Source organism: Achromobacter sp. AONIH1, from assembly GCF_002902905.1.
Taxonomy (GTDB): Bacteria; Pseudomonadota; Gammaproteobacteria; order Burkholderiales; family Burkholderiaceae_B; genus Achromobacter.
This window is the reverse complement of record NZ_CP026124.1, coordinates 2,227,082-2,240,015: the sequence shown is the minus strand read 5'-3', so window position 1 is coordinate 2,240,015 and position 12,934 is coordinate 2,227,082. Positions and strand designations below refer to the sequence as shown.

Genomic DNA, 12,934 nt, shown 5'->3' with positions numbered 1-12,934 from the left:
GCCTTACAGGATGCCGGTGGCTTCGGTGAGCAGCCAGATGCCGATCACCAGCAGCACGGCACCGATCGCGACGGTGAGGCCGAACTGGCCCCAGGTCTTGCGGCCGGTGTGGATTTCCGCGTAGGTGCCGTAGGCGTGGTAGCAGACGCCGATGAACATCGACGCCACGACCAGGAGCGCCACGAGCATGATGATGTCGTAGCCGTAGTTCCTGATCGTTTCCATGATGCCGTTGCCGGTGCCGCGGGTCGGGTTCTCCAACTGCGGCAAGCCTTGCGCGAACGACAGCGCGGGAAGCGCGGCGGCGCCCAGTGCCACAGCGGCGCGCTGGGCAAGACGGGAATGGAGGATGCGGTTTTGCATGGTCGTGCCTTTCAGGTCAGGAGAGGAGGAAGAAGCTCAGGACGAGGTACATCGCGACGAAGCGGATGCAGACGCCGAGGAACTGGCGCTGGTTGAGGCGGCTCTCGGACCACCCCACGTAGGCCGTTCGGATGGCCCAGACGCCCCACACGAGCAAGACCGCGAACACGAGGCCGACCAGGACGGTCGCCATCGCCGAAGGCGCGATGCCGCTGTTGGCTTGAAATGCCGAGACCTGGGCGCCGTTCATTGCTTGGCTTCCGTAGTCGTCGGCGATGGCGAAGCGGGCCGCTCGGTGCGGTAGTCGCCGGCCAGTTCGGAGGGGTCGCGCGGCTGGGCACGCGACGGTGTGAGATGGGCCTGGATGCCGGCGCGCACGCGCGCCAGGTCAGCCAGCAACCGCGGGTAATCGAAGTGATAGCGCTCGCCCGGCTGGATGGGGGCATGCGCGGCGCTGTCGGCGACGGTGCGCTCCAGGGCGTCGAGCTGGCGCAGCGCGGCGACCAGCTCCTGGCGTTGTGCCGGGGACTCGGCCGCCGCCATCGGGGACTGACCCAGCAGGAGGGCCGTCACGAGAAAAGTGGGCACGCCGCGATGCGCGGCGCGCTGCCAGATCGGAGCCAACATCGCGCCATTCCTGTGTGATCAGCAATGGCTTGATCGTGGACAGCGAGGGGCTTTCAGGCCGCAAACAATAGGAACTCGCGCATTCCCGGATTGATGGGCCTACACGCGGATTCAGGGAGGGAAAAGCCAGGCTGCGCTACAACCTAAGCACAGGTCTTGACGGGGGTAGAAGTGTGCGGAACGGCGCGTTGGGTTACTCTTTCACTGTCACCAACTACTTGCCACGTGCCATATGCAGTACAAACTTGTCGATCGTCGCCCTGTGCCGTGCGCAGACAGAAAGGAATGGTGGGACTGGTTTAGGATCGCGGACCGCCACGTAGCGGACACACGTCTCAATGACATCAGAGTTTCGACGGTATTCCTGGGCCTAGAGCACAACCCACTACCTGACGGGAGGCCTGCGCTGTTCGAGACAGAAGTGAATGTCAATGGCGAGGCGAGTCCGCTAGGGCGATACGCCGCATGGGAGGATGCCGAAGCCGGACATGCCGAGATCGTGAGAAGGATCAAGGCCGAGATCGCAGAAGTGGGCGGATCGTTGGGTGAAGCAGCGAAGACGGTTTGGGAAGGGGTAGCTCAGCGGATGCAGACCGCGGAGATGGACTCGGAGCAGATAATCAAACGGCTCAAGCCTGATCAGTCCGATAGCTAAATCAGGCTATCTACAAGTACTTCTTGAAGCTCCCTGCGGTAAGAGATACTGCCAACCCCAATAGGGCAGCACTCGGCAGCAGGATCAGCAGCGGATGCACCGAAATCGGGAGCGCCAGATACGTGACCCACGGCAGCACCGCCAGCGGCATCAAGCTCGCCTTAGCACGGTGATAAATGAAGCCGCTTTCTCTTCCCGCGCCGAACCGGCGCACGTCGCGCCGCACCAGGCCGTCGATCAGGCCAACGAACGCCGCGGTGAAGATCAGTGGCAACGTGAGCACCAGAACCAGCAGGCGCACCAGGAACGTGAGCGTGGTGAAGGCCGCGGCGATCAGGTAGCTCTCGGTCCAGACATAGACCTGGCTGATGTAGTAACGGAAGTTGCGGCCGCCGTCCTGGTCCTTCCCGTGGCTGGGCGCGCGGGCGCGCTCGGCGGCCTGGCTCATGCGCTCCAGAAGCCCGGAGCGAACGAATACCCATTCGTAGCCGGTATCCACCAGTTCGTGAGCGGTGCGCCCCGGCTCCTGCACGACAACGCTGCGCGTGAAGTGGCTGGACAGGTGCCCCAGTTCGTACTGCAACATCTGCTGCGAGTGCCGCCATCCCTGGTCCTTCCAGAACAGGTGCATGCCGACGCACTCCACGACGATCGAGAACAGCAGCGAGCCGATCAGCACCCCGAGCAGCCGGAACGGCAAGGTGATGGTGCCGACGATCAGGCCCTGGCGCTGGTTCTGCTCCCGTTGCGCAGTCGAGGCGGCGTCCTTCATGGCGAGGCCTCGTTGCCGGTGTCCTCGTCGGCGCCGGTAGCCACCGCGGGCGGTTTGGCCGCAGCGGCGTCATCCAGCAGGTCGTCGGGCAGGCCCGTGTCCTGCAAGGCGGGGGAACTGGTGAACTCCCACCACTGCGTCGCTTCGCTGTAGCTCTGGCGCATGTACCTGGCCAGTTGCTGCAAGTCTGCCGGCATCACCTCGTCCGGGTCGGGCGCCGGCAGCGGCATGCGCACTTTCCAAAGCTGGCCACCCTGCAACAACGCGAAACACTGGCCCTTGGGCAAGCCGACGATATGCGACGGCTCGATCATCGGCACGCTGGACATGCTGATGCGGTCCTGGGTGTTCGACGTGAAGTCGGTCGCGCCGCGGATGTCCGAGCTGTCCGTTGCACCGGAGACGATGGTGGTGGTATAGACCTCGACCTTCGGCAGTTGCCGCGTCAGCAGTTCGGCGGTCGCCGTCTCCCTGACCCTCAACATGAACAAGTTGTTGAAGTTGCCGATGACTTGACCGGCCTTGGCGCGGTTGCCGATGCGGGCCTCGATGTCCGAGAGGGTCTGCGTGTACGCAGTGACTTGCAGGCCGGCACCGCCACCCTTGTTGATCAGCGGGATGAACTCGTCGCCCATCAATTCGTTGAACTCGTCGGCGTGGACGTTGATCGGCACACGCGCACCAGCCGAGGCGCCCGGCAGGCCATCGTCCACGCCATATTTGTAGATATGGCCTGCTACCGAAACCAGGTCGGAGAACATGGAATTGCCGACCGCTGCGGCGACCTCGGCGTCGGAGAGCGCATCCAGGCCCACATAGACGATGGCCCTCTTACGGATGATCTGCATCCAGTCGAAGATCGGGCGCGGGTCAGCCAGGTCGGAGTAGTTCGGGGCCAGGAGCTGCGCGATCTTGCCGCTGGTGAGCTTCTCCAGCAGCGGCAAGAGGCTGGCGACGATCTTGTCGAAGTACGTCTTGTCGTAGCGAACCGCCGAGCGCAGGCCATCCAGCACCGGGTCGTAGTTGCGCGCCTGCGAGAGGTACTGCTCCAGCGCCACCACGCGCTTCTCGCGCCCGATCATGTTGCGCGGGATGTTCTTCTCGTTGAGCTTGGCCTCGATCTGGACGATCACCTCCCAGGCCTTGGGCTCGGTCTTGGCGAAATAGTGCTGGGCGTACTCGATGAACAGCGCGTCGATGTTGATGACGTGCCGCTGGATCAGCATGTAGTCGGGCCGCTGCCCCAGCTCCACCAACGCGCGCGCGATGATGTTGACGAAGCGCCAGGCGAACTCGCGGAACGCCGCGCTGTTGCCTTCGCCGGAAAGCTGCCCCGCGACGCGGGTGGCCACCTCGCTGATGCGGCCGAAGCGGCCCACGGCGTTGTAGCGCGCGGAGATGTCCGGCCAGCCCAGGTGGAACACATAGAACTCGCCTTCGCGGCCCGCGCGCTTGGCCTCGACGTACATCCGCTTCAGGAGATCGGCATCGCCCTTGGGGTCAATGACGATCACCACCTCGTGCTCGCCCGCGGCGTTCACGCGCCGAATGTCCTGGGTCACGAACAGTTCGGCCAGCCGGGTCTTGCCGACGCGCGTGGTGCCCAGTACCAGTGAGTGGCCGACGCGCTCGCCCAGCGGCAGGCTGACGTCCACCTCCTCGGGTTCGATGCCGTGCAGGCGCGGCAGGCCACCCACAGGCGGCAGCGGCCGCACCGGGTTGAAAGGCACGTCCCAGCCGGTGAGTTTCGACAGCCGGGACAGCGGGAACGGCGCGAACTCCAGCCGTTCTTCCAGGCGCCGCGCCAGACGGTAGGCAGGCGTCGGCTCGACGTAGCGGCGGAACTCCGGCCGGTACGTCTGCATGAGCCTATGGGTGTGCTTCTGCTCCCACAGGAATCCGCGCCCCACGAATAGCCGTTGCTGGCTGACCGGCACGTCCTTGCTGGTCATCACGTAGCGCGGCAGCCTGCGGATGTTGCGCCGGTAGCGCAGGATGACGCGGGCATCGCGGTAGCGGATGGCGCCGTAGGCGCCGAACGCCAGCGCACCGCCGACGCCCATGGCGGGGCTCAGCGCGAGCGACCACGGGGCCACCAGGGACAGAAACGCGGCGCCTGCACACGCCGCGACGGTATATAGCTCCACCGCTGGGCGAAGCAGTACCTCGACTGGCTGTTTCCCCGACATGGCTTCATTGCTCGATGCCGGTGGCCGTGATCAGCACCGGGTAGTGCCGCAGGCCCAGGCGCTCGGCCAGGTCGTCGCCGGACACAGGCGCGAGCGGCACACCGGGCACCAGGGCGCGCAGCCCCGCCAGGCCCTGCACGGTCTCGACGTTGACCACCAGGCCGACCGCGCCGCGCTCGCGCAGCGCGGCCGCCTGGCGGCGCAGCCAGGCCCGGGACGCCTCGTCGTCGCCGACGACCACGAAAGGCCGCAGACCAGGAGCCTCGATGACCCGCCGCGCGACGGTGCCGGGCGTGAGCTTGGCGCTGCGTACCGGCAGCATCGCGGCCTCGTCTGCCGGCGTGGCGGGAACCTGGGGCGTCGGGATTGGCGGCCGGGCCGGCGCCTTGGCGCGCGGCTGGAGGTTCAGGGCTTCGTAGTACGGCAGCGCCGACGCGCCGCCACGGTCTTCGACTACGATCAGCGGCTCGCCGGCAAGCGAGGCCAGCGGCAGACCCGCCAGCAACACGAGCAGGCCCCGTAAGGCCAGATGGGATGTCGTCATGGGGAACTCTCCTGGCGCGCGGCGAGGACCGCGGCGGTTGGGCGCGTACCCTGCACGCGGGCAAGGTGGCGGGATACGCTGCGCCGGTAGCGGGCGGCAGGCTCGCCCCCGGCAGGACGGTGGTAGCGGCCGATCGCCAGCAACCAGTCCTCGCCGGGGGCGTACTGCTCGCGCAGGATCTCGGCGGCGATGGCAAGGTTCCGGTACGGGTCGAGCAAGTCGCAGGCGCTGGCGTAGCGCTGCTGGTGATAGCCGAGGTTGATCTGGCCCAGGCCCGCGTCGATGCGCGTGTGCGGCGTGGAGCGCATCGCCCGCTGCAAGCCCGCGCAGGCATCTGCACGGGTCGCATAGTGGCGCGACTGGCCGGCGACGTTGAGCGACCACGGCCACGGGACGATGCGCCCGTTGCGCCGGATGCCGCTCTCCTGCAAGGCCACGGCGTAGAGCACCGTCGAGGGGATGCCTGCGCGCTGTGCGGCGAGCTGGTAGGCCGGTGGCGGCACCTCCTGGGCCTGCGCGACGCAGGCGCACAGGCCAGCGGCGAGCACCAGAGTGCGCAGGGATGCGGCTACGGCTGGCGCTGCCATTGGCCGTTCACCTCGCGCACGACCGCCGGCAGGTCGCCGGGCACCCCCAAGGTCAACCAGCGCCCACCGTCGTGGTTGAGCGTGATGCTGCCGCTGCGCACGCGCGCTGGATCGACGTTCGCGCGCTTGGCCCAGTCGCGGATGCGCGCGTCGTCCTGGCGGCTGCCGACCATGTACAGGTCGAATTCGGCGCCCGAGGATTGCAGGCGCTGCACGAGCTGGCCGCAGGCCATGCAGCCGTCCTTGACGAACACCGCCGTGCGGCCGGAGCCGCGCGTGGCTCCCGCGACCGGCTTGTCGTCCGGCAGGTTCACCCGCTGCATGCCGGGGTTCAGGCGCTGCCAGGCGTCGTCGTAGGCACGCTGGTAGGCGATCAGCTTCTCGACGCGGCGCGCCTCGGCCTGCACCTGCAGTTCTGCGTAGCGGCGCCGTTCCTCGTCGGTGCGCGCTTCGATGCCCAGGGCCGACAGCGGGTCCAGATTGGGGGAGTAGATGCCCAGCGGCCCGTCCATCAGTTCGCGGTAGCGCGCCCACTCCTGCGGTTGCAGGCCCCAGTCGCTCGCCACCCGGTCGTCCAGGATGCGGGCGGCCAGCGGGCGCTCCTGGCTTTGCGCATTGCGGGCGGGAGCCGTAGCGGGCTGCTGCGCCCAGGCAGGCCACTGGGTAAACGCCAGCAGGAGCGCGGAAAGGATGATCGATGGCTTCATGCGATCTGCTCCGATCAGGGAATCGCTAAGCGGCGGATCTGGTCGCCGGCCTGGAACACCGCGGTGTTGCCCTCGACGGCCTGCAAGCGCCACGGGCCAACCGCATCGCCGGGTAGCAGCACCTGAAGCTGGTCGGGCGTGAAGTCGCCATTGCTTGGTGCGACGGACACGCTGCGCTCGCCAGCACGCAGTTCGGCACCGACGATGCGGAACGGGAGCGGCGGTGGTTCGGGCTTGGCGGTGGGCTTGTTCCTGGTGCGCGGCTGGGCGGGTGCAGCGGCGCGCGCAGCGGTCTGCCGCGCCTTGATTTGCTCGACTTCGGCGCGCAGCGCCTGAAGGTCGTCGGCGGCGGCATAGGCGCTCAGCGATTTCTCGACCTGGGCCGCGCGTGCTTCCAGGATTTGGCGGGTGTCTTTGAGGTCTGCCGCCGTGGCGACGGCCGGACGCTGCTGAATGGCCTCGACGGTCTCGGCCAGGCCTGTTGCCTGCGCTTCGAGGCGTTGCAGGCGGGAATCGAGGCGCTCCTGGTCGGCCTGGTCGTTCATCGCCTGGTAGCCGAGGGCAACGAGGACACTGAGGCCGATCAGCCAGAGCCACATCAGGCTCTGCACCACCACGGTGGCCGTTGAACGCTGGGCGGGCTGCGGGGCGTTCATGGCTGGCCTCCCGATGCCGCGGGCACCAGCGGGAACGTCTGCACCGCCTCGGTGGCGGGCGGCGCGGGTACGTTGTCGGCGGTCATGCTGTCGCCGGGCCGCTCGAAGCAGATTTGCCGCGCGCGGTCATCCGCGTGCAGTTCCCAGGCCGGACCAGCCAGCGTGAGCAGCGCATCGCGCAGGGTCATGGGGCCGAGGTGCACGTGCGCCGCCGGCAGCGGCAGTGCGTACAGCTCGATCACCGCGTGCGCCGTCTGGCACAGGCCGTAACCGCTGCGCTTGAGCACATGCCGTAGCCCGTCGCCGACCGTGGCGCGTGCATCCTCGGGCATCGACACGTCGATGGTCTGCAACAGCAGGTCGCGCTGCGCTGCTGTCGGTGCCAGTTCCACGAGGGTGTAGCGGCCGTAGCGCACGACGGGGATGTACTCGGGCGCCTTGGGTACGGGCGCGGCCGAGACTTCCTCGATGGTGTCGGGCGCGACCGGCTTGCTCGTCGTCGCGCACCCGCCAGCCAGCACCGACCAAAGCAGGCCGAGAAAACCCGCCAGCAGGCGGCGTTCTGGATGGTGAAACCAGGGTGGAGAGGGGCACATGGCATCGGCTCATCTGTTTCGATGCCGATACCTTGGCTGCGCGCTGTCGCGCGGTCAGCCAGGAATGCGAACTGGGGCTCGCCCGCTTTTTTTTGCCTGGATGAGCGATAAGTGACAACGGAAACAGGCCGGATACCTGACTCCCAGCTTCCGGTTATGTCCGTCTTAGTTCGATGGCGAGGTGCGGTAGATGATGACTATCGGTGTGCAAGGCCTACGGTGATCTCCGCAGACCTTGGTTGTAGTACTGATAGGTGTCAAATCAGCTTCTTGAGGCGATCACGGCTGCCGCTCCCGCCATCAACCCGGCAGAGGAGCGGTTGACTACCCTCATGTGGCGTTCGGACTGGACGAATCTACGAGCACGGGAGGCGGCAAAAAGATAGGCGAGCTGAATGCACAGATCAATCAGAAAGCCCAAGACCAGAATCAGGCCCATGTAAGCATACGACAAAGAGGTCATATCGAAGGCATGTGGAAGTACTGCACCGAAGAACACGACTGCCTTCGGGTTGCCGAGCGTCAGCAACATACCGGGCACCATTCCGCTGGTATCCACCTTCTGCGTCGTGGGCATGGCAGCAGGTGCGTTCCAGAGCCTCCACGCAATGAAAAGCAGGTAGGCAACGCCGAGCCACTTGATGACGACGAACAGCAGCTCGTAGCGTAAGGCCACAGCCGACAAACCGAACATGGCGGCAGCGAGCCAGATCAGGTTGCCTGTCACCATGCCCAGGACGAAAGGAAGGCCTGAAGTACTGCCGCGCGAAACCACCCGTGCGATCAACGCTCCCTGTGCTGGTCCTGGCAACGCAGCAGCGATGGCGAAAGGGATGATGAAAAAAAGGAGATTCTCTGTCATTTGATTTTCCAAGCCATATTGCCTCGAACAATATGGCGCAATAGATTCGGTACGTTTTCTTGAATGGAAAATCATACTGGGCAGGCGTATAGGTTGCGAGTAGTTTTGGCAGCCAAAGGAGGTAACTCCCGGGCTGTCCAGCCTGATCCAACAATTACCGAATGCAACAAGAAGGCCCCTAACGGGGCCAATGAAAACACAAATCGACCTCGCCGCATCAATCCCGAGCCAGCTTCAGGCCGGGATCGACCTGTGCCAGTTGGGTGTGCGACCAGCAGCGCACGAACTGCCCGTTCTCACCGAGCGGCCGGTTCGCCACCGCCGCCGAATACTCTTCGGTGTCGCTGGTGTCGTAGCAGATGACCTTGATCTCGCCGCTGTCGCAGCGGATGGAGTGGATCTGGCCGTCGGTCATATCGACCACGACGACCTGCGGAACGAGGCCAAGTTCGCGGGCGGCCGACAGGATGGGGCCGTATTCGGCAGCGTCGAAGCAGATGAACGGCCCTTCGTAGCGGGCGTCCTCGGCCAAGTCCCTGGCCTTGTCGTAGTGGATACCCAGGTCGTATTCCTCCTGGGTGATCCTGACCTTGAAGATCGGCACGTCGGGGCTGCCGGAGGCACCGATGCAGGCGACCGCGACTTGCATCTCGATCTCGCTGCCGTCGGCAGGTTCGGTCGAGGGGATGACGGCTTGGCCCGTGGGGGCGTCGTCGTCCATGCCCATGCGCTCGCGCATCTCGTCGGCGAATGCCTCGGGGGCCATCAGGCCATAGCGCGCCAGGCGCAAGGGAATGTCCTCGGCACCGAGGTTGCCGTCCTCGATGCGCTGCTGCATGAAGGCGGCGATCTCGGCTTCGAGCGTTTCGCGGTCGGCCGTCGAAGGCACCTCGGATACATCGATCGACCAGGTGTCCACTTCCGCGGCGGTCTCGCCGGTCAGCAGTCCCTCGCCGATGGCGAGTTCGCACATGCGTTCCAGCCGTGCCAGCAATTCCGGCGCGGCCTCGCCGTTGAGCAGATAGGTCACGTCCAGCGTCAGGCGCGCATTGACGGTTTCGGGCGTGTCTTGGGTATGGGTGTTCATGGAAATCTCCTTGGAATGAAAAATGCGCAGCCACGTCCACGGAGACCGTGGGCGTGGCTGCAAGGTGGGAACAATGGAAAGCCGGCGGCGCGAGGCCGGCGTTGGCGTGGGGATCAGGCGGCGACCAGTTGCCGGGCCAGTGCGACCTCGACGGAATCACCGTCTTGGTTGAGCACATCCAGGCCCGATTCGGGCACGTCGCCCGAGGTGGACTGCGAAACCATGATCTTCTTGGCCATCAGCTCCAGGCAGGTCATCTGCGAGGAACCGGCGTAGCCGAGGTAGATCACGCGCACCGGCTGCTTCTGTCCGATGCGCCAGGAGCGGCGTGCCGCCTGCTGGAGCGAGTACACGTTGTAGCCCGACTGCATGAAAACGATCGTCGGGAAGTCCAACAGGTCCAAGCCCGTCTTGACCAGCTCGGGGTTGGTGATGAGCACGTCGATGCCACGGTCCAGTTGCTCGGCGATCCAGTCCTCGCGGCGGCTGGCGTCCACGCTCGCGCGCAGCACCGCCACCCGAAAACCTTCTTGCTCCAGCAATACCTTCAAGCGCGACGTGGTGTCGCGCGTGCCGGTATAGACCGTGTAGGCCAGAACCTTGCGGCCCTGCGCCTTCTCCTCTTTGCAGATGTCGATCAGCTCGCGCTCTTTCGGCGTCACCTCGAACTCGTTGAACTGAGCCGGGACGAACGCTAAGGTGTTGCGCGTGCGCGGATGCACCACGGTTTCCGACCGGAAGCAGCAGTCCGGCCAGGCCAGCAGCACGTTGAGCACCACACCCAGCAGCGTCGTATCGCGTCGCGCCAGAGCCTGTTTCAGCTCCGCGGTCAGCCGACCCGCCAGGTCACGGTAGGCCGCGGCTTGCGCCGTGTCCATTGCGACTTCACGGAACTCCTCGTCATACGGCGGCAGGACGTTGCCGCCGATGTCCTTGAGCTTGAGGAAGATCGTGAACGGCAGGATGCACCGCAAGACCCCCTTCGGCCCGAAGCCGGGAGCCTTGACCGTGCGCACCGATACCTTGGTGCCCCTGGCCGTCTTGTGCGCCGTGCCGGTGCTTTCGGAGTAGATGTCCTTGAGGACCCCGTGGTCCCTCATGAACGCCATGGCCGCCGAGGTCATGCTCCCACTCGTGGTCGGGCGGTAGCCGTCTTCGATCATCCGCCCAGGCAGGGCTCGGAACAGCAGGTAGAACAGGTCGTCTCCGTAGCCGCCCATCAGCGTGCCGGTCAGCAGCAAGGTCTTGCGAGCCTTCGCCGCCAGCACGCCCATAGCCTGGCCCTGGGCACTGCCACCGTTCTTGTACTCGTGTGCCTCGTCCGCGATGCACAGGTCGAACGTGCCTTGCGGCAGGTAGCGCTTGATGAACTCGGACGGCTGGTAGCCGCCTTCGCCGAAGCCGAACTCCATGTTCGCCATCGCTCTTTCCATGCGATGCGCCTGGCGGTCGGAAAACACCAGCTCGCCGTTGCCGTCCATGAGGTTGATGAACTCGTGGATGTTGTCGCCCAGCATCGACGCCAGGAACCCGTCGCCGAACTTCTGCATCAGCTTCTGCGCGGTGACTTCCCCGATGGTCGGGATACGCTTGAGGGCTTTCAGCACGGCCGAGGACTGGTCGCTGCCGGACAGGCTGCGCGGGCGGATCAGCGTCCACAGGGGCGCGGCGCAATGGCTGCACTTCCTGCGGTATTCCTCGGCTTGGAGCGCGACCGGGTTGACCGGCTCGCCGTCGAGGTCGGTGATGACCGTGCCGCAGTCCGGGCACGCCGCCACGTTGCCATGGCGGGTACGCCGCTGGGTGAAGACAGGCTTCCAGTGGAACCCCATCCGCATCCTGACCCGGCCCAGGACAAAGAACTCCTGGCCCGTGGGCTGGACATTCAACTGCTCGCGCAGCTTGATGAGCTTGACGAGCGTGTCCGGCCCGTTGAGCACCCACACCTTGGCGCCTGCCACCGTCTCCTGGATCTCGCGCCGCCACTTGTAAACAAGGTGCGGCGGCGAAAGAACCAGGGTGCGGCGGTAGCCTTCGGCGTTGAGCATGGCGGCCGTGGCGATGCCGACGGTCGTCTTGCCGCAGCCCATTTCGCCATTGATGATCGCGGCGCGTTCGCCACGGTCGATCAGCAGCTCGGCGGCGGCGTGGACGACTTCGGCCTGGGCCGGGAACAGCTTGCGCTTGAGGCTGGCGACGACGAGTTGCCGGTGCGCCTGCGGCTGGCCGTTATAGACCGGCGGGTTCGCGCTATTGAGGGCGTCGAGCAGTTCGTCGCCGAACTCGCCGACGAAATCCTGAAGGCTCAGGGTCAGAGGGGAAGATTCCGCATCGAGCAGTTCGCCCTGTACGGGCGCGGCTTCAGCGGCAGTGGTTTCGAGATCGAGGGACATGGTGATGCTCCAATGAAAAATGGGGCATGCACCACCCCCAGCGGGGCAATGGCATGCCCCGCAGTGGGAAGGAAATCGGCGCTTGGCCGAGGTGGTCGAAGTTGCCGGCCGTGGTGGCCTGCTGGTGAATCGTGCTCAGTCTTCGGACGGCAGCACGATGACAGTGGCGCTGCGCTGCGCATCGGTGACGATGCGGATGGCCAGCCCCGAATGGATCACGTAGCGGGATTCCAGCGATGCACCTGATTGCAGTGCAGTGCTGTTGGCCTGCCATTGCTGGAGGTTGACGTCGCCCCAGTCGCCACGGGTGTGGCGCCTGAAGTACGGGATCGGATCGAGGCGACCCGTGCGGACCAGGCGATCGATGCCTCTGCTGAAGATGAGCGCACCGATTGGAAACGCCAGCCTGTGGCAGTAGGTTTCAATGCGATGTGATGCCATGGGCTCCTCCTTGATGAGTCATTGAGCCACGACACCCCTGGCGGAGTGAAGTGGCTCCGGCAGGTGGATGAACGCGACGATGGTGCTGTCAGATCATGTCCCGCTCTTCGGGAAGCTGGATCACCGTGGTCTGGTGGTCCTCGCTGGTTTTGACGATCAACACCAGTTCGGGCGTGATCCTGAAGTGGGAGATCATCGGATCGTCCCCACGGATTGCGACATCGTTGGCTTGACGGGAGGCCTCATCGGTCTCGCCCCAGTCACCGCGCACATGGCGCTGGACAAGAGCCAAGGGGTCGATCAGGCCTTTGCGGGCCAGCCAATGCACCTTCTCGCTCAACTGCAACGTACCTGGTGCGAACAACGGTTGCTTCTGCGGCGCGGGCCGCTTGAACAGGCTTGAGAACATGGGTGTTTCTCCTTCGAGGTGGTACAGCAGGACGGCAGCGCGTCCG

16 protein-coding genes are annotated in these 12,934 nt (G+C 65.5%); 1 reads left to right on the top strand and 15 read right to left on the bottom strand.

The genetic code is table 11. The features are described from left to right. Nucleotides 1–3: 3 nt before the first annotated feature. The 3 genes from C2U31_RS10255 to C2U31_RS10245 are packed head-to-tail and all read right to left on the bottom strand — an operon-like array spanning nt 4 to nt 990. A complete protein-coding gene (locus C2U31_RS10255; RefSeq protein ID WP_023095489.1) occupies nt 4–363 on the bottom strand; it encodes a TIGR03745 family integrating conjugative element membrane protein in 360 nt (119 codons plus the stop codon). A 16-nt stretch (nt 364–379) separates the two neighbouring features. Continuing rightward, a complete protein-coding gene (locus C2U31_RS10250; RefSeq protein WP_043156237.1) occupies nt 380–613 on the bottom strand; it encodes a TIGR03758 family integrating conjugative element protein in 234 nt (77 codons plus the stop codon). Further along, nucleotides 610–990: an RAQPRD family integrative conjugative element protein gene (locus C2U31_RS10245; RefSeq protein WP_103272751.1), complete on the bottom strand. Its 381-nt coding sequence runs from the start codon at nt 988–990 to the stop codon at nt 610–612. The genes C2U31_RS10250 and C2U31_RS10245 overlap by 4 nt, the downstream gene beginning before the upstream one ends. Nucleotides 991–1,411: 421 nt before the next feature. On the opposite strand from C2U31_RS10245, the gene C2U31_RS30765 reads away from it, so the two are divergent. Further along, complete coding sequence (locus tag C2U31_RS30765) at nt 1,412–1,645, top strand: hypothetical protein (RefSeq protein WP_199770982.1); 234 nt, start codon at nt 1,412–1,414, stop codon at nt 1,643–1,645. A gap of 10 nt (nt 1,646–1,655) precedes the next feature. Here C2U31_RS30765 and C2U31_RS10235 read toward each other — a convergent pair whose 3' ends face one another. The 12 genes from C2U31_RS10235 to C2U31_RS10180 form a co-directional block, all read right to left on the bottom strand. Beyond that, the gene (locus C2U31_RS10235; protein WP_103272750.1) at nt 1,656–2,417 is read right to left on the bottom strand and encodes a TIGR03747 family integrating conjugative element membrane protein; all 762 of its coding nucleotides are present in this window, start codon (nt 2,415–2,417) and stop codon (nt 1,656–1,658) included. Next, entirely contained in the window at nt 2,414–4,606 is a 2,193-nt protein-coding gene (gene traD / locus C2U31_RS10230) for a type IV conjugative transfer system coupling protein TraD (RefSeq protein WP_103272749.1), read from the bottom strand. The genes C2U31_RS10235 and traD overlap by 4 nt, the downstream gene beginning before the upstream one ends. A 4-nt stretch (nt 4,607–4,610) precedes the next feature. Beyond that, complete coding sequence (locus C2U31_RS10225; protein ID WP_103272748.1) at nt 4,611–5,150, bottom strand: integrating conjugative element protein; 540 nt, start codon at nt 5,148–5,150, stop codon at nt 4,611–4,613. Next, entirely contained in the window at nt 5,147–5,737 is a 591-nt protein-coding gene (locus tag C2U31_RS10220; protein ID WP_103272747.1) for a transglycosylase SLT domain-containing protein, read from the bottom strand. Before C2U31_RS10220 ends, C2U31_RS10225 begins: the two co-directional genes overlap by 4 nt. Further along, nucleotides 5,719–6,444, bottom strand: a complete 726-nt coding sequence (locus C2U31_RS10215) for a TIGR03759 family integrating conjugative element protein (protein WP_103272746.1) — start codon at nt 6,442–6,444, stop codon at nt 5,719–5,721. Before C2U31_RS10215 ends, C2U31_RS10220 begins: the two co-directional genes overlap by 19 nt. Nucleotides 6,445–6,458: 14 nt before the next feature. Next, a complete protein-coding gene (locus C2U31_RS10210) occupies nt 6,459–7,100 on the bottom strand; it encodes a hypothetical protein (protein WP_103272745.1) in 642 nt (213 codons plus the stop codon). Next, entirely contained in the window at nt 7,097–7,696 is a 600-nt protein-coding gene (locus tag C2U31_RS10205; protein WP_103272744.1) for a PilL N-terminal domain-containing protein, read from the bottom strand. Before C2U31_RS10205 ends, C2U31_RS10210 begins: the two co-directional genes overlap by 4 nt. Before the next feature lie 262 nt (nt 7,697–7,958). Then, entirely contained in the window at nt 7,959–8,558 is a 600-nt protein-coding gene (locus tag C2U31_RS10200; RefSeq protein WP_103272743.1) for a LysE family translocator, read from the bottom strand. Between the two features lie 217 nt (nt 8,559–8,775). Next, on the bottom strand, nt 8,776–9,645 hold the full coding sequence (locus C2U31_RS10195; RefSeq protein ID WP_103272742.1) for a hypothetical protein: 870 nt from the start codon (nt 9,643–9,645) through the stop codon (nt 8,776–8,778). 113 nt (nt 9,646–9,758) lie between these two features. After that, nucleotides 9,759–12,038 (bottom strand): DEAD/DEAH box helicase family protein, encoded by a 2,280-nt coding sequence (locus C2U31_RS10190; RefSeq protein ID WP_103272741.1) that lies wholly within the window; start codon nt 12,036–12,038, stop codon nt 9,759–9,761. Nucleotides 12,039–12,173: 135 nt separating this feature from the next. Beyond that, nucleotides 12,174–12,479, bottom strand: coding sequence for a hypothetical protein (locus C2U31_RS10185; protein ID WP_103272740.1), 306 nt, complete (start codon nt 12,477–12,479; stop codon nt 12,174–12,176). Between the two features lie 88 nt (nt 12,480–12,567). Continuing rightward, nucleotides 12,568–12,888 carry a methyltransferase gene (locus C2U31_RS10180; protein ID WP_103272739.1) on the bottom strand — a complete coding sequence of 107 codons (321 nt, stop codon included), beginning with the start codon at nt 12,886–12,888 and terminating at the stop codon, nt 12,568–12,570. Nucleotides 12,889–12,934: the final 46 nt, after the last annotated feature.

Bases quoted from the DNA above. Each gene is read 5' to 3' on its own strand.
- traD (WP_103272749.1), bottom strand. From the start codon at position 4,606: ATGTCGGGGAAACAGCCAGTCGAGGTACTGCTTCGCCCAGCGGTGGAG.
- C2U31_RS10245 (WP_103272751.1), bottom strand. From the start codon at position 990: ATGTTGGCTCCGATCTGGCAGCGCGCCGCGCATCGCGGCGTGCCCACT.
- C2U31_RS10255 (WP_023095489.1), bottom strand. From the start codon at position 363: ATGCAAAACCGCATCCTCCATTCCCGTCTTGCCCAGCGCGCCGCTGTG.
- C2U31_RS10205 (WP_103272744.1), bottom strand. From the start codon at position 7,696: ATGTGCCCCTCTCCACCCTGGTTTCACCATCCAGAACGCCGCCTGCTG.
- C2U31_RS10195 (WP_103272742.1), bottom strand. From the start codon at position 9,645: ATGAACACCCATACCCAAGACACGCCCGAAACCGTCAATGCGCGCCTG.
- C2U31_RS10225 (WP_103272748.1), bottom strand. From the start codon at position 5,150: ATGACGACATCCCATCTGGCCTTACGGGGCCTGCTCGTGTTGCTGGCG.
- C2U31_RS10215 (WP_103272746.1), bottom strand. From the start codon at position 6,444: ATGAAGCCATCGATCATCCTTTCCGCGCTCCTGCTGGCGTTTACCCAG.
- C2U31_RS10235 (WP_103272750.1), bottom strand. From the start codon at position 2,417: ATGAAGGACGCCGCCTCGACTGCGCAACGGGAGCAGAACCAGCGCCAG.
- C2U31_RS10190 (WP_103272741.1), bottom strand. From the start codon at position 12,038: ATGTCCCTCGATCTCGAAACCACTGCCGCTGAAGCCGCGCCCGTACAG.
- C2U31_RS10185 (WP_103272740.1), bottom strand. From the start codon at position 12,479: ATGGCATCACATCGCATTGAAACCTACTGCCACAGGCTGGCGTTTCCA.
- C2U31_RS10200 (WP_103272743.1), bottom strand. From the start codon at position 8,558: ATGACAGAGAATCTCCTTTTTTTCATCATCCCTTTCGCCATCGCTGCT.
- C2U31_RS10220 (WP_103272747.1), bottom strand. From the start codon at position 5,737: ATGGCAGCGCCAGCCGTAGCCGCATCCCTGCGCACTCTGGTGCTCGCC.
- C2U31_RS10180 (WP_103272739.1), bottom strand. From the start codon at position 12,888: ATGTTCTCAAGCCTGTTCAAGCGGCCCGCGCCGCAGAAGCAACCGTTG.
- C2U31_RS10210 (WP_103272745.1), bottom strand. From the start codon at position 7,100: ATGAACGCCCCGCAGCCCGCCCAGCGTTCAACGGCCACCGTGGTGGTG.
- C2U31_RS10250 (WP_043156237.1), bottom strand. From the start codon at position 613: ATGAACGGCGCCCAGGTCTCGGCATTTCAAGCCAACAGCGGCATCGCG.